The following is a 17,719-nucleotide window of genomic DNA, read 5'->3' as shown; positions in this document are numbered from 1 at the left end:
ATTGGAACTGTTTTTGATTTCAACTTAATAGTCAAACAACATACGCATCAACCAAAATCACGATATGAAATTTTTAAAGCCCCTACTGTTAAGCCTAATTTTCACAAATAGCATCTTGGCTCAGCAACCCAATTTTGAAAGTTTATGGTCTGAAGTCGAAACGTTAGAGCTTTCAGATTTACCAAAATCTGCTTTAGAAAAAGTTGAAAACATTGATAAACTAGCAATCAAATACAAGAATCAACCTCAGCATATTAAGTCGATGTTGTATAAAAGTAAATTCGCTTTGGTGCTCGAAGAAGATGCTCAACTTAGTATTATAAACAATTTTAAAACTGAAATTTCGAAAAACCAAGCGCCGACAAAAAATATTTTAGAGAGCATTTTGGCCAATTTATATTGGGATTACTTTAAGCAAAATCGCTATAAATTTTACAACCGGACAAAAACTGAAGAAAAAGTAAATGAAACCGATTTTAGAACTTGGGATTTAAATACCCTTTTTGAAACCATTCAGTTACATTTTCAAAATAGTTTAACAAATGAAACGGTTTTAAAACAAACACCAATAGATGACTTTTCTGATATACTATTAGAACAAAAAGATTCTAAATTATTCCGACCAACACTTTACGATTTACTAAGTCATGAAGCTTTAAAATTCTATAAAAGCACCGAGCGCAACATTACAAAACCTGCTTATAAATTTGAAATCGACGACTCCAAATTACTAAGTCCTGCCAATACGTTTTATAAATTAGAACTCGAAACAAGAGATTCATTGTCGTTAGAGTTTCAGGCCTTAAAAATTTATCAGAATCTCATTCAATTTCATATAAATACTAAAAACACTGAGGCTTTAGTAACCGTAGATATTGAACGTTTGTTGTTTGTTAAGGACAAAGCCGTTTTCGAAAACACAGACGAAGCACTTATTAACACATTAAGAGTATCGCGTAATCAACACAAAACTGAGGACGTTAGCGGACATTACGATTTAGAAATTGCTAGGATTTGGATGTCTCAAGGCGCGCACTATTCTCCAAATATAAATACCGATAACCGTTGGAAATATAAAGACGCCTTAGCGCTTTGTAACACGGTTATCTCAAAGTTTCCAAACACGAAAATTGCAGAAAAAAGCGAACATTTGAAGTCGGTAATATTGGCGCCAGAAGTTGGCATTACAAATGAACGTATACTGCCAATTCTAACACAATCCCGTTTTTTAATCCGCTATAAAAATGTAGATAAACTAGTCTTTAAAGCCTCTAAAGTTAGCCACAAAGACATTCTCAAATTTAACAATATATATAAAAAAACAGAAAAAGATAGTTTTGTAAAAAGTTATAAAACTGTCAAAACATGGGTATCCAATTTAAAAAACGAACACGATTATCAAGAACACACTACAGAAGTCATCGTTCCTGAATTTGATAATGGTTTCTATATTATTTCAGCTATAGATTCAGCTTCAAATACTACAGCATATATTACGCTTCAGGTTTCTAATGTTGCTATTATTGAAAAACCTGACGATACATCGAATCGCTTTCAATGTATAGATAGAAACACGGGAGCACCTTTTCCGAATGCAGAAATCGAGATACATTACACTTATAACAATAATAAAAAGAAAACAGAAACGAAGCGCACAGATTCTTCTGGGCATATCAGTTTTCCGAAAACAACTAACAGAGTATATACACGTTTCGACCTTGAAATAAAAACACCAAACGATATTGCATATTTTGATGATTTTCGTCTAGGATATAATTACGAATACAACCAGAACGAAAATAAAACAAAATACAATGCCTTTTTATTTACAGACAGAAGTATTTACAGACCAGGGCAAACCGTCTATTTTAAGGCGATTGCTATGCAAACACTAGAAAATAAAAGTGATGTTATAAAAGCAGAACCGCTAACTGTAAAATTAATTAACACCAATAACGAAAACATAAATACCATTACTCTAAACACAAATGATTTTGGTTCTATTCATGGCGAATTCATCTTACCAACAAGTGGTTTAAATGGAGAATATCGATTAGAAATAAAATCGGAAAGCGAGCATATACAGTCTCGACTATTTTTTTCAGTAGAAGATTACAAGCGTCCAACGTTCGAGGCCGAATTTAATTCAATTACAGAAACCTATACCGTTAACGACTCGGTTGTAGTAACCGGGAAAGCAAATGCTTTTACAGGCAGTAAAATTACAAATGCAACAGTTGTCTACCGTGTAAAACGCATCGCCGATATGCCGTACCGATATTACAGTACACATCCTTATTTTTATAATTCACCTCAAGATATAACGCATGGAGAAACCGTAACAGATGATTCAGGAAACTTCAAAATTAATTTTAAGGCTATTCCTGACCAAAGTATCGACCAATCGTTTTTACCCGTTTTTAGATACGAAGTCACTGCCGATATCACAGATATTAATGGAGAAACCCGAAGTACATCGAAAACCATTTCTGTAGGATATCATACCTTACTTGCGAATTTGCAAATAGAACGTAAACTAGACAAGGCTAGTAAATCAAATGAAATTTATATTCAAACAACCAATTTAAATGGTGAATTTACGCCTACTCAGGGCGTTTTCAAAGTCTACAAATTACAAGCGCCGAATCAAGTATTAAGGGAGCGCCCATGGCGTGCTCCAGATTACCAAACCATAGACGAGACCACATTTAAAACGCTTTTCCCACACGATTCGTACACCAATGAAGGCGCATTTGAAAATTGGAAAAAAGGAGCTATTGTATTAGAAAAAAACATTAATACGACCGAGGCAAAATCTGTAACCTTAGATAAAGCCAAACGTTGGGAATCGGGTCAATATATTGCGATTTTTGAGAGCAAAGATAAGTTCGGACAACTAGTAACCGACGAAGCAAATTTTGAATTATATAGTGCTAAAGACAAAACCGTATCCGACCAAGGTTTGTTTCAAATAACCACGAACAAATCGGAGTATTCACCAGATGAAGTTGTAGAATTAACACTAGGTTCTGCTAGCGAACATTTAGTGGTTACAGTAGAAGTCGAGAAGAATAAGAAACCATTTTCTCAACACATAATCACTTTAAATCAGAATAAAAAAACTATTGAAATCCCTATTTCATCATCAGATTTAGGCGGATTTGCAATTCATTATAGTTATGCAATTTATAACAGTTTTAAAACCGGTACGCTTATAATTAACGTGCCATACCCGAAAACAGATTTACAGATTGAAACGATAACATTCCGTGATAAAATTCAACCTGGAAACGAAGAAACATGGCGTTTTAATATTACAGGAGCACAAGGCGAAAAAGTTACAGCAGAGATTCTAGCAAGTATGTACGATGCTTCTTTAGACCAATTTAAACCTCACAACTGGAATCTTAGAAACTTAAATCCATCCCGTTATGCTTCATACAACAACTGGAAATCTTATACGTCTTTCGGGACGAATTACCACGATTTAGACTTCTACTCTTATCAACAGGATTATATAAGCCAACAATTTGATAGACTAAATTGGTTTGGGTTTCAATTTAACGAAAATGGTTGGCAGTTAAAACGAAAATTATCTGGATCTGTCTCTGGTGTAGAAATTGTATCCGATGAAACGGAAATTGAAGAAACTGTAATGGAAGATATGGAAGTACCGTTTTCCATTCGTGGTATTGGTTCAGAAAATAACGAAGGCTTAGCACCACTTTATATAATTGATGGCGTCGTTTCAGAAACTAATAATCTTAATAAAGACGACATTTTAAAGCTTGAAGTCTTAAAAGGAGCTGAAGCAACTGCTCTGTACGGAAGCAAAGGGGCTAACGGCGTCATTATCATAACGACCAAAAATGGGTCTAAATTTAACGACGTAAAAATCAGAAAAAACCTAAAAGAAACCGCGTTCTTCTTTCCGCAACTTCAAACCAATAGTGAAGGTGATGTCAGTTTCAGTTTTACTTCACCGGAAGCGTTAACGCAATGGAAATTGCAACTTTTGGCACATACATCGACTATGCAAACGGCACAACGCACTTTCACTACTGTAACTCAAAAAGAACTGATGGTTCAGCCTAACACACCACGTTTTTTACGTCAAGGCGATGCCATTACCATTAGTAGTAAAATTGTAAATCTATCTGACAAACAATTAGAAGTTAAAGCCGTTTTACAGCTTTTCGATGCCATAACGAACCTACCAATCGATATTAATTTAGAAAATACAAATGCTGTAAAATCTTTTATTGTAGACACCAACAACAATACACAAGTCTCTTGGACGCTTAAAATTCCAGAAACTGTCGATGCTGTGCAATACAAAATAATTGCTAAAGCAGGAACCTTTAGCGATGGCGAGCAAAATGTTTTACCCGTGTTATCGAACCGTATGTTAGTTACCGAAACTTTACCAATGTGGGTAAACGGAAATGAATCGCGCACCTTCCAACTCGATAAATTAAAACACAACACCTCTAAATCATTAAAACATCATAAACTAACTTTAGAGATTACCTCTAATCCGGCCTGGTATGCTATTCAAGCCTTACCGTATATTATTGAGTATCCGTTTGACTGTAACGAGCAAATTTTTTCTCGTTTTTACGGAAATACCTTAGCGAGTCATATTGTCCAGTCTAATCCACGTATTCAGGAGGTCTTTAATTTATGGGCTTCAAAAGATGCATTAATAAGTACTCTTGAAAAGAACGACGAATTAAAATCGATTCTTATTGAGGAAACGCCTTGGTTACGAGATGCGCAAAGTGAAACGGAACAAAAGAAACGTATCGGTTTATTATTCGATATGAATACCATGAGTGCTAAAATGCAGGCCACGCTTCAAAAACTGGAAAGTAATCAGTTAGGTTCTGGCGCTTGGCCTTGGTTTGCTGGCGGACGCGAAAACAGATACATCACACAACATATCGTGACTGGATTTGGACATTTACAACATTTAGGTGTAGATATTAAAGATTCAAAAAACATGTTATCTAAGGCTCTTAAATTCACCGATGCCGAATTTATAGAAACGTATAAAGACATTGCTAAACACAACGAAACTCCAGATTATGATGCCTATCATTTAAACAACATACAGTTGCATTATTTATATATGAGAAGTTTTTATGCTGAAGACAAACCGTCTGAAGAACTTCAAAACATTATCGATTATTATGGCTCTCAAATTAAAACATATTGGACAAAAGGTTCGCTATACAATAAAGGATTAATGGCCCTTATTGCACAGCGTTTAGGAGATGAAAAAACAGCAATTGCCATTATAAAATCGTTAAAAGAAAATAGTATTACCAATGATGAATTAGGCATGTATTGGAAGGCCAACACTGCATCATGGTATTGGTACGAATCGCCTATTGAAACCCAATCGCTATTAATTGAAGCCTTTTCGGAAATTGAAAAGGATACGAAAACCATAGATAATTTAACAAAATGGTTATTAAAGAACAAACAGACCAATCGTTGGTCTACTACAAAATCTACCACAGATGCCGTATATGCTATTTTACTAAAAGGTAGCGACTGGTTATCGGTTTCAGAATCTGTAGACATTACCGTTAGCGGACAACCCATTCCGGAAGATAAATTAAAAAACACCAAAGTTGAAGCTGGCACAGGTTACTTTAAAACCACTTGGACGGCCGAGGAGATTACACCTGAATTGGCAGAAGTTACCTTAACTAAAAAAGACAAGGGCATGGCTTGGGGAAGTATGTACTGGCAATATTTTGAAGATTTAGATGCGATTACTTCAGCAGAAACGCCGTTACAATTAACCAAAAAGTTATTTATTAAATCGAATACCGATACAGGTGAAGTATTATCTAACGTCACTTCAGAAACGACTTTAAAAGTAGGCGATTTAATCCGAGTAAGAATCACTTTAAAAACGGACCGTGATATGGAATTTCTACATATGAAAGATATGAGAGCTTCCGGAGTAGAACCTGTAGACGTAATTTCTAAATACAAATGGCAAGATGGTTTGGGCTATTACCAAAGTACAAAAGATGCGGCAACGCACTTCTTTTTCGATAACATCCAAAAAGGTGTGTATGTCTTCGAATACGATTTACGAGTAAACAACGTCGGAACAATGAGTAACGGAATTACAACCATACAGAGTATGTATACCCCGGAATTTAGTAGTCATAGTGAAGGGGTTCGTATTTCGGTGAAGTAGTTAAAAAGAAAGCTTGAATCATTTATTAAGGTCATGTTGAACTTGTTTCAGCATCTCACATCTAACTCGGATGTGATTACTCGAATTTGATTACTCAGGTGTGACCCTGAAATAAATTCAGGGTGACGACGCTGAATATTAATTAGAATTAAAACTTCAAACTAGCGTCATGCTGAACTCGTTTCTGAATCTCACATCTAACTCGAATGTGATTACTCGAATTTGATTACTCAGGTGTGACCCTGAAATAAATTTAGGGTGACGACGCTGAATATTAATTAGAACTAAAACTTCAAACTAGCGTCATGCTGAACTCGTTTCAGTATCTCACATCTAACTCGAATGTGATTACTCGAAGTTGATTACTCAGGTGTGACCCTGAAATAAATTTAGGGTGTAGACGCTGAATATTAATTAGAACTTAAATAACAAACTAGCGTCATGCTGAACTCGTTTCAGCATCTCACATCTAACTCAGATGTGATTACTCGAATTTGATTACTCAGGTGTGACCCTGAAATAAATTTAGGGTGAAGACGCTGAATATTAATTAGAACTTAATTTATAAACTAGCGTCATGCTGAACTCGTTTCAGTATCTCACATCTAACTCAGATAAAACTTTACAAACAAAAAAAGGAGCCTTAACAGCTCCTTTTTTTATACTCTATATTGAAAAACTTCGACTTAAACGTTCAACATTTTCCAAAGTTTATCTTTCAATTCTGTAATCCCTTGTTGTGCAACCGATGAAATAAAGATATATTCTACCCCTAGATTTTTATCAAGTTCCATACGTAATTCTGCTTGTAACTCGTCATCTAACATATCACATTTAGATATAGCAACCAAACGATCTTTATCTAACATTTCTGGATTGTATCGACGTAATTCGTCTAACAAAATTTCGTATTGCTTCGTGATATCGTCGGCATCTGCAGGAATTAAAAACAGCAACGTCGAGTTACGTTCTATATGTCTTAAGAAATAATATCCTAGTCCTTTTCCTTCAGCAGCACCTTCAATAATACCTGGAATATCGGCCATTACAAAAGTTTGGAAATCGCGATATTCAACAATTCCTAAATTAGGTTTTAAAGTCGTAAACTCGTAATCTGCAATTTTTGGTTTTGCCGACGTGATTACAGACAATAGCGTTGATTTCCCAGCATTAGGGAATCCAACTAAACCAACATCTGCAAGCAATTTTAACTCTAGAGTTACATACTTTTCTTCTAAAGGCATACCCGGTTGCGCATAACGCGGGGTTTGGTTTGTGGAACTTTTAAAATGCCAGTTTCCACGACCTCCCATTCCACCTCGACTAACAATACGCTCTTCTCCGTTTTCTGTAATTTCGAAAAGCACATCATTGGTTTCGGTATCACGAATCACCGTTCCTAATGGCACATCTAAATACACATCTTCACCATCGGCACCGGAACTACGTCCGCTACTTCCATGTCCTCCGTGACCAGCACGTAAATGACGTTTAAATTTTAAGTGAAAAAGTGTCCATAAATTATCGTTACCTCTAATAATAACATGACCTCCACGACCACCATCTCCCCCATCGGGACCTCCTTTTGTGATATACTTCTCACGATGTAAATGCGTAGATCCTTTACCACCGTTTCCGGAGGTTAATTGGATTTTCACGTAGTCTACAAAATTTCCTTCAGTCATAATTACTTGGACTTTATAATAAAGTCTTTAAAATGTTATAAAAATATAATTGATAATACGTATCAATTATAGTGTATCGATTACTTTGCTTAAACGCACTGTAATATCTTCGATAGAACCTACACCGTCCACTCCAAAATATTTATCTTGTGCAGAATAGTAATCTTTTAATATCGCGGTTTTAGAATAGTATTCTTTAATACGATTCGCGATAATAGACTCGTCGGCATCGTCTGAACGCCCACTTGTTTTACCACGTTCTAATAAACGTTCTATTAATATGTTGTCTTCTACTTCTAATGCAATCATGGCATTAATTTCAGAATCCTTACTCTTCATTAATTCTTCTAAAGCGGCTGCTTGTGCATTTGTTCTTGGGAAACCATCAAAGATAAACCCGTTAGCACCTGCATTTTTTTCTACTTCAGCATTCAACATATCAATAGTAACTTTATCTGGAACCAATTCGCCTTTATCCATATAAGATTTGGCTAACATTCCTAAAGCGGTTTCATTCTTTATGTTGTAACGAAATACATCGCCCGTAGAAATATGTACTAAATTGTATTTTTCTTTTAAAAAATTTGCTTGTGTTCCTTTACCTGCACCTGGAGGTCCAAATAAGACTAAATTTGTCATATGTTGAGTTGTTTTTATTTGATATACTTCTGGTAAATTCCGACCTAATCCATCGTAATCTAAACCAAAACCAACTATAAATTTATCTGGAATTTCTATACCGACATAGTGCAGTTTAAAATCCTTTTTATAGGCTGTTGGTTTATAAAATAAGGTCGCAATAGTTAGCGATTTAACGTTTTCATTTTTAAAAATACGATGAATCTCTGCTAACGTTCGCCCTGAATCTATAATATCTTCCAGGATTACTACTGAACGTCCGCTTAAATCTTGAGTTAATCCTATTAAACGCTGAATGTCTTCTGTAGATTTTACACCTTCATAAGACGCTAATTTAATAAAAGTAACCTCGCAAGGATTTGGATATTTCTTAACAAACTCGCTTACAATCATAAACGAACCATTTAAAACTCCTACAAAAACAGGAACTTCGTCTGCAAAATCGGCAGCCACTTGTTCTGCCATCCGAGTTATAGCATCATCTATTTGCTTTGCAGAAATAAATGGCTTAAAATATTTGTCATGAAGTTTAATCATAAAATATCCTGATTTTCGTTAATTCTTGGCAAAGATAATCAAATGAGACCTATAATCTAGTTTTAGAAAAAGGTTTCATACTATTGATTCCTTAATTTTAGAATTAATTTCATATTAAAACGTATTTTTGCTACGTCTAAAACACGAGTAAAAAAGCAATATAATGAATTATTTTTCTTCAAATTTTAAATTAGGAATTCTTGGTGGTGGTCAATTGGGTAAAATGTTACTAACTGAAACCAGAAAATTCGACATTCACACCTGTATCTTAGATCCTAGTGAAGAAGCGCCTTGTAAAGTAGGTAGTAACGAATTTCAAATTGGTGACTTAATGGATTACGATGCCGTTTATAACTTTGGAAAACAAGTTGATGTCTTAACCATTGAAATTGAAAACGTAAACGTTAATGCGCTTGAAGATTTAGAAAAAGAAGGCGTACAGGTATACCCCTCTTCTAAAACATTACGTACCATTCAGAATAAAGCAACTCAGAAATTATTTTATGTAGATCATAATTTACCAACTGCACCATTTTCTCGCTTTGCTTACACGGTTGAAATTGAAGATGCCATTTCTAACGGCGGATTAGACTATCCGTTTGTGTGGAAAAGTGCACAGTTTGGATATGATGGCACAGGCGTAAAAATTGTTCGTGAATTAAAAGACCTTGAGCATTTACCAAATGTAGAGTGTATTACCGAAAAACTGATTCCGTTTAAAAACGAATTAGCTGTTATCGTGGCGAGAAATCCATCGGGAGAAATTAAAACCTACCCTGTGGTAGAAATGGAATTTCATCCGGAAGCCAATCAGGTAGAGTATGTAATTTGTCCTGCTCGAATTAGTGAAGCTGTTGCTAAAAAAGCAACCGAAGTAGCCTTAAAAGCTGCACAGGCATTTAATCACGTCGGGTTATTGGCTGTAGAAATGTTTCAGACAGAAGAGGACGATATTATTATTAATGAAGTCGCTCCTAGACCACACAATTCTGGACATCAAACTATAGAAGCAAGTTATACCTCTCAGTTCGAACAACACGTTAGAGCCGTTTTAGATTTACCTTTAGGAAATACAGCGAATAAATTAAATGGAATTATGGTAAATTTAGTCGGCGCCGAAGGACACGCAGGCGATGTGGTCTATAAAAACATCGAAAACATTATGGCTATGGACGGTGTAACACCACATATTTATGGTAAAAAACAAACGCGTCCGTTTAGAAAAATGGGACATGTTACTATTGTAAATGAAGATATTGCTGAGGCACGAAAAATTGCCGAAAACGTAAAAAACAGCATTCAAGTTATAACCGAATAAATAAAAACAAAGCATTAATTTTTAATGCAAAATACAATATATTATGAGTAAAGTAGGCGTTATTATGGGAAGTAAAAGTGACCTTCCTGTTATGCAAGATGCAATAGACATTTTAAAAACATTCGACATAGAAGTTGAAGTAGATATCGTTTCGGCACACCGTACCCCAGAAAAATTATTCGATTACGGAAAAAATGCACACACACGTGGCATACAAGTTATTGTTGCTGGAGCAGGAGGCGCTGCGCACTTACCAGGAATGGTTGCTTCGTTATCTCCATTACCTATTATTGGTGTTCCTGTAAAAAGTAGTAATTCTATAGATGGTTGGGATTCTGTTTTATCTATTTTACAAATGCCAGGTGGTGTCCCTGTCGCAACAGTAGCCCTTAACGGTGCTAAAAACGCAGGAATATTAGCCGCTCAAATTATTGGAAGTTCCAATACAGAAGTGCTCGAGAAAATTATAAAATATAAAGAAGGTTTAAAGCAAGCTGTATTAGACACTGCTAAAAACTTATAAACACAAAAAAAGCCTCTATAAATAGAGGCTTTTTATCGCTATTAATCAATAAATTTTTTCAGAGTAACCAGCTCTTTTATGAAAAAAATCTTTGCAAATGTATGATAATTTCTTACTCATACAGCGCTTTAACACATTTTTTAACATTTATTTACGAAAAACAGCTCAAAAAATGAATATTCTCTTAAAACCTTTTCAAACGCCATTTAGCACAGCACCGTTTTCCAAGATAAAAAACGAAGACTTTTTACCTGCAATTACAACTTTAATTGAAGAAACTAAAGCTGAAATAAATGCCATAACTTCTAATCCTGAAGTCCCTACATATAAAAACACCATTGAAGCTTTAGAATTTTCCGGTGCACAATTAGATCGCGTCACCAGTATTTTCTTTAACTTGAATTCTGCAGAAACGAATGACGACATTCAGAAAATAGCACAAGAAGTATCACCACTCTTATCAGAATTTGGAAATGATATTACTTTAAACGAAGCACTTTTTAAACGTGTAAAAGCCGTTTACGAGAGTCGAGAATCTTTACATTTAAATGCCGAACAAATGATGCTTTTAGAAAAACAGTATAAAAGTTTTTCTAGAAACGGAGCTAATTTAGCCGAAGATAAAAAACAAACTCTTCGTGCTTTAGATAAAGACTTAAGTAAATTAAGTTTAAGTTTTGGTGAAAATGTATTGGCCGAAACTAATGCTTTTGAAATGCATATTACCGATGAAAACGATTTAAGCGGACTTCCAGAAGGTGCAAAAGAAGCGGCGAAACAATTGGCCGAGTCTAAAGACAAAGATGGATGGATTATTAATTTGGATTATCCAAGTTACATTCCGTTTATGACCTATGCAGATAATCGTGAGTTAAGAAAAAAACTAGCTATTGCCTTTGGAAAAAGAGGCTTTGGGAATAACAAATTCGATAACCAAGACATAGTTTTAAACATTGTTAAAAAACGTTTTGAACGTGCAAACCTATTAGGTTATAAAACACATGCGAACTTTGTACTAGAAGAACGCATGGCTAAAACGCCAGAAAATGTTTCAGAGTTTTTAAACGAATTATTAGATAAAGCAAAACCCGCGGCTATAAATGAACTTAAAAACTTAGAAGATTTTGCTAAGGAATTAGATAATATAGACCGTCTTGAAAAATGGGATTCTGGTTATTATGCAGAAAAACTAAAACAGAAGTTATTCGATTTAGACGATGAAAAATTAAAACCGTATTTCCAATTAGAAAACGTAACCCAAGGAGCGTTTAAAATTGCCGAAAAATTATATGGTTTACATTTTGAAGAAGTAGACACTATAGATAAGTATCACGAAGAAGTGTCAACTTATAAAGTTACCAACGATAAAGGAGATTTAGTATCTATTTTCTACGCCGATTTCTTTCCAAGAGCAGGAAAACGTAATGGCGCATGGATGACGGTTTACAAATCTCAATACATTAAAAACAACGAAAATAGTCGTCCGCATATTTCTATAGTGTGCAACTTTACCAAACCTACAAAAAGTAAACCGTCTCTATTAACATTTAATGAGGTTACCACTTTATTCCATGAGTTTGGGCACGCATTACACGGCATGTTGGCGAATACCACCTACCCTAGCCTATCCGGAACCAGTGTATTTTGGGATTTCGTAGAATTACCAAGTCAGGTCATGGAGAACTGGTGTTTCGAAAAAGAAGCATTAGAAATATTCGCGACACATTATAAAACAGGTGAGGTTATACCAATGGCATTGGTTTCTAAAATAAAGGAATCTGCTACATTTCACGAAGGCATGCAAACCTTACGTCAGCTTAGTTTCGGATTATTAGATATGAGTTGGCACGGACAAGATCCTTCAGCAATAGACAATGTGAAAACTCATGAATTGGAGGCCTTCGAAAACACAAAATTATATCCGGATGTTGCAGAAAACTGTATGAGCACAGCGTTTTCTCATATTTTCCAAGGTGGGTACTCTGCAGGATATTACAGTTACAAATGGGCAGAAGTTTTAGATGCAGATGCTTTTGAATATTTTAAAGAAGAAGGAATATTCAATACAGATGTTGCTAAAAAATTTAAAGAGAATGTGCTTTCGCAAGGTGGTACTGTAGACCCTATGGTTTTATACAAACGCTTTAGAGGTAAAGAACCACAACCCGAAGCTTTATTAAGACGTGCTGGATTAATTAAAAAATAATTACACCCTTTTACATTTTGGTGTAAACCTTATAATTAACTAGCTACATATTATAAACGCAAGAGCCAAGAATATATATGCATTATATAAATTCTTGGCTCTTATGTTTATAAACCCTATTAAATAATACAAACGACTCTCCTTCTTTTTACATACAAACCTCTGATAAATAGCTACTTTTAATCGATTAACTTAAATAATTTAATAAAATTATCATGAATTTTATTAAATTAGATAAACACACGGAGAAAAACACTGCTATGCTCGCAAAAAAAAGAACCTTTCAATACGTCATAAATTTTGCCTTCACATTACTCGCTCTAAGCTTATTTGCTCAAGAAAAGTCTAATTCCGATTTAGCTTCAGACAATCCAGAATATTTCAATACCTACGCACAAGAAAAATTCTTCTTACATACAAATAAAACCATGTATTTCTCTGGAGAAAAAATATGGTGGCAAGCTTACGTGGTTAGCGATTTTAGTAATAAACCCATGTTGGAAACCGTAAACCTACATATTGCCCTTTACGATTCTAACAAAATGCTTTTGCAGAAAACCATGTTTTATTCTAATGATGGTATTGCTTATGGCGATTTAAAACTTTCTGAATCTCTAAATTCTGGAACTTATTATTTAAGTGTAGATACCCAATGGAACAAAAATTTTAAATCCAAATACATCAGAGAACTACAAATTATTAATATAAAACCGGAAGGTGTTCAAGAAAACACGTCATCAGATAATGAACTCACTAGTGAAATCGGTGACTTAAACATTGACTTTTATCCCGAAAGTGGTACGATTTTAAATGGTATAAAAAATACTATAAACTTTAAACTAAACAGTGACGCCCTGAGTCTTCATGAAGCCTTGCCTGTTTTTATTATAGATAATACGTCAGGTCAAGCCATTGCAAGATCGTCCACAAATCATTTAGGATTAGGTTCTGTGAGTTTTGTTTACCAGCCAAAACACAGCTACACCGCCCAAGTAAATTACAAAAACAAAGCTGTTAAGTTCGATCTTCCTTCTGCGAATACCTCAGGAATTATCATACAAGAGCATGATGATCTGCAAAGTTCTGATGAAGAAGCTGGATTTACCATACATTTTTCTAAAGATTTGGTATCTAAATATCATAACGACACGTTTTTTGCCATAATACACCGAAACCAAAAAGCACGTTATGTGTTACCCGTTGTCATTAACAAAAAATACACTAAATACAAATTACCTTTTTCGGAAGATCATTTTTTTAATGGCGTAAACACGCTTAGTATTTTTAATCAAAACAATCAACCTGTAGCAGAGCGCCATTTTTTTAACAAAACCAAACAAGACCTTGAAATAACTATTTTACCTCAAGCTGTGGTAGGAGACAGCATGGAACTCGCTGTAAAAATACCTAAAAGTATGGGTCCTGCACGTCTAAGTATTGCAATTGTACCTGAAGAAAGCAAATTAAATAAGAATAATAAAAATATTAGCGCATCCCTTTTGCTAGAACCATACATAGATGTTGTTCCTACATTTAATACAGACACATTAAATAAGCAGACTCTTGATTTGATTACGCAAATTTATGCCACAAAAACAACTCAAAATCCTTTTAAATCTGCTGAACCACTTTTTCAACCTGAAACCGGTATTAAAATAGCGGGTTCTGTAAATGCTAATTTAATAGCAAACGAAAGCTATAAAGTCATGTTAACCTCTACCACTAATTCAATTTTACAAGTCGTAGACCTCCAACAGGATAATAAGTTCGTGTTCGAAAATTTAGTGATGCAAAAAGATTCCAAGTATAACCTAGCTTTAATTGATAAAACAGGAAGCATTCAAAAAGCTCGTTTCTTTGTGTACAATACCCAAATAAATTATAATGAAGATATTGTTTTAAATTATAATTCTAATACACCTCGAATTCTAAAAAGCAATGACGAAAATTTTTATCATCTGCAAAAACCATTATTTCTTAAAGATGCAGAACAATTAGAAGAAGTTAAACTTTATGGTAAAGAAAATAAACAACCTAAGTTTGTAGATTTACACCCCAATAAGCCACATACCCTAGGCGCTGGATTTACAAAACAATATATTATTGAGGAACAAGACAAACGCCTTTCGACCCTTGTAGACTTCCTAAACAGACAAGCTGGTATATCAGCTTCTGTAATTAATGCGTCCGTTATTGTAAATTCAACAAGAGGTTCTAACTCTTTTTCTGGTGGATATGCTACTCAAGTTGATAGTACTGGAAATGCACCTTCACCAAAAATGCTACTTATATTTGATGGTCAACCCATGATAGACCATGATGTTCTATATGGATTAAGAATGAGTCAGGTGGAAAATGTTAGTTTTAACAGTCAGGGAGCCGGATATGGTTTTAGAGGAACCGATGGCGTACTACATGTAAATACTAAAAAGGGAGGAAGCTCAGATAGCATTGTCCCTCCCCTTTATCAAGAAAGCACTTTAGATATAGGATTTACTGCAGCTAACCAAATGTATTCTAATTTCCCCATGCAATTTATTAGTACGCAATCCAAGATATATTACGAGGCTTTAGACTGGAAACCTAATATACTTTTAGCACCGAACCGAGAAACTATTTTAAAAATTTACAAAGGTCAACACAAGAACATTCTATTGACCGTTAATGGTATGAATCAGGAAGGCGCATTGATTTACAAACAAGAAACTATTAATCTAACTGAAAAATTGTGATTTGTAACAAAAGAACAAGGTCAATATCATAGTAAATTTCATTTTAATTTTTAAAACCTTATAAAAACTTTAATATTTTAATAAAATAGATTTCCTATTTTTGATGAGTTAAACCGACATTTCACTTTATGCCAGAACACAAGATTGATGCAACCAAATGGATAGATTCATACTCCGACTATCTATACAACTACACTATTTCTAGAGTTAGTGATGCTGAAATTGCTAAAGATTTGGTTCAGGACACATTTTTTGCAGGTTTAAAATCCATGAAAAACTTTAAAGGTGAAGCCAGTGAACGCACCTGGTTAATTTCTATTCTGAAACGAAAAATAATAGATCATTACCGGAAAATAAATTCTAAAAAAGGTAAAGCTGAAGTCCGCATGTCCTATACTACAGAAAGCGAAGACGAAGGCGATTGGTTAGAAGAACGCGTTGCCGACAATTCTTATAAGAACGCAGAAGACGTCTTAGAAAACACAGAACTTAGCGAAGCCATTTATAATTGTTTAGGTAAATTACCAACTAAACAAGCCCAAGTTTTCAAGATGAAAACTATAGAGAATTTTGACACAGATATTATTTGTAATGAATTAAATATTACTCCGTCTAATTTATGGGTTATAATACATAGGGCGCGAACATCTCTTTCAAGCTGTCTAGAAAAAAACTGGTATTAATTATGAGTAAATTATTTTTGTCATGCGACGAAGCTTCTCACATCTGTGACAAGTTTCAATACAACGAGTCTACCTTTTTGGAGCGCTTGAAGTTTAAAATGCATATTGTTTTCTGTACGCTGTGCAAAAAACACATGTTTACCAACATGAAATTAACGGAGTCGATAAAGCAATCAAACATTAAATGTTTAGATGCAAAATCGAAATCGGAAATGAAGAAATGTTTTGAAAAAGAACTTGAAAAGCAAAATACTAAAGGGTAAGCAACAGCTCTAATCCCAACCAAACTATAGGAATCCCCTCGACCCAAAACGATGTATACACGTCATTTCTGGATTCCGTTGAAAAATATATAAACAGAATTAAAATTAAAGCAACTGTAAGTTGAATTAAAATAAAACTCCCAACTAATTCTGTTTTAAACAATTCTAAAAAGAAAAAAATTAACGACAACACAACGCCTAATTTTTTAGTCCGTTGCACTCCAATTTTCTGAGGAATTGTTCCTAACTTCAGACTATCGTATTTTAAATCTCGAAGCTCGAAAGGCAACATTAAAGCGATAATAAATATAAACCGTTGCATACAAGTTAGAACCACATCTAAATCGAAGGTATAGTGTTCATTAATTAATGGCAATAATACAGTTACACCTGCCCAAACCAATCCAATTACATACACTTTTAAGCCACTTATACTTCTTAAGTTCTGATGTTTATCTACAAAAAATCGACGTGGCAAAAACGGGATGGCATACATAAATGTAACCACTCCAAAACCAGATAATATTAAGACGGTATTAAGCTCTAGTTGTAATGCAAAATAGCTCATTAACACACAACTAACGAACGTAAAAAGCAAAATAGCACGCAACCAGCTGGCCATGGCTCTACGATGATTTTTTGCTAATCCAAAATACTTCACAAAATTGTAACCTGTTATACTCGCAAAAAATATAAAATACAACACGTTCTCATCGAAAGGTAATTCGAATTTTAACAGTGTAATCCACGCTAGGCAAAACACAGATAAAGCAACATGAATACTTGCGTTTAGATAAAATTTAAAGAGCTTTTGGAATATCGTCATGCCACAAAAATAGATAATCCAAAATTAACAGCAATCTTTAACAAAATTCTTGAGAAAATCATATAGCCAAACACCCTAAATTCCTTA

At 34.4% G+C, this 17,719-nt stretch carries 10 protein-coding genes; 7 read left to right on the top strand and 3 right to left on the bottom strand.

Annotated elements, in window-relative coordinates:
• Positions 1-64 precede the first annotated feature (64 nt).
• Complete coding sequence (locus ACKC83_RS08305; protein ID WP_434037704.1) at positions 65-6,220, top strand: alpha-2-macroglobulin family protein; 6,156 nt, start codon at positions 65-67, stop codon at positions 6,218-6,220.
• 686 nt (positions 6,221-6,906) lie between these two features.
• Here ACKC83_RS08305 and obgE read toward each other — a convergent pair.
• Positions 6,907-7,905, bottom strand: a complete 999-nt coding sequence (obgE, locus tag ACKC83_RS08300) for a GTPase ObgE (RefSeq protein WP_414036158.1) — start codon at positions 7,903-7,905, stop codon at positions 6,907-6,909.
• Between the two features lie 66 nt (positions 7,906-7,971).
• A complete protein-coding gene (locus ACKC83_RS08295) occupies positions 7,972-9,081 on the bottom strand; it encodes an adenylate kinase (RefSeq protein ID WP_434037703.1) in 1,110 nt (369 codons plus the stop codon).
• Positions 9,082-9,244: 163 nt separating this feature from the next.
• Here ACKC83_RS08295 and ACKC83_RS08290 point away from each other — a divergent pair, with 163 nt between their 5' ends.
• From ACKC83_RS08290 to ACKC83_RS08265, 6 genes are all read left to right on the top strand, one after another.
• Entirely contained in the window at positions 9,245-10,399 is a 1,155-nt protein-coding gene (locus ACKC83_RS08290) for a 5-(carboxyamino)imidazole ribonucleotide synthase (protein WP_434037702.1), read from the top strand.
• A gap of 43 nt (positions 10,400-10,442) precedes the next feature.
• Positions 10,443-10,922 (top strand): 5-(carboxyamino)imidazole ribonucleotide mutase, encoded by a 480-nt coding sequence (gene purE / locus ACKC83_RS08285; RefSeq protein WP_414036161.1) that lies wholly within the window; start codon positions 10,443-10,445, stop codon positions 10,920-10,922.
• Between the two features lie 172 nt (positions 10,923-11,094).
• Positions 11,095-13,128, top strand: coding sequence for a M3 family metallopeptidase (locus tag ACKC83_RS08280; protein ID WP_434037701.1), 2,034 nt, complete (start codon positions 11,095-11,097; stop codon positions 13,126-13,128).
• Between the two features lie 215 nt (positions 13,129-13,343).
• Complete coding sequence (locus ACKC83_RS08275; protein ID WP_434037700.1) at positions 13,344-15,860, top strand: hypothetical protein; 2,517 nt, start codon at positions 13,344-13,346, stop codon at positions 15,858-15,860.
• Positions 15,861-15,988: 128 nt separating this feature from the next.
• Positions 15,989-16,543 (top strand): sigma-70 family RNA polymerase sigma factor, encoded by a 555-nt coding sequence (locus tag ACKC83_RS08270; RefSeq protein ID WP_414036164.1) that lies wholly within the window; start codon positions 15,989-15,991, stop codon positions 16,541-16,543.
• A gap of 2 nt (positions 16,544-16,545) precedes the next feature.
• A complete protein-coding gene (locus ACKC83_RS08265) occupies positions 16,546-16,806 on the top strand; it encodes a glycine dehydrogenase (RefSeq protein ID WP_414036165.1) in 261 nt (86 codons plus the stop codon).
• On the opposite strand, the gene ACKC83_RS08260 is transcribed toward ACKC83_RS08265, so the two are convergent.
• Entirely contained in the window at positions 16,796-17,632 is an 837-nt protein-coding gene (locus tag ACKC83_RS08260) for a hypothetical protein (RefSeq protein WP_434037699.1), read from the bottom strand. The two genes, ACKC83_RS08265 and ACKC83_RS08260, sit on opposite strands and share 11 nt — an antisense overlap.
• Between the last annotated feature and the right edge of the window lie 87 nt (positions 17,633-17,719).

It is taken from the genome of Formosa bonchosmolovskayae (assembly GCF_051016085.1).
GTDB lineage: Bacteria > Bacteroidota > Bacteroidia > Flavobacteriales > Flavobacteriaceae > Formosa.
This window is presented reverse-complemented; position numbering and strand designations above follow the sequence as displayed.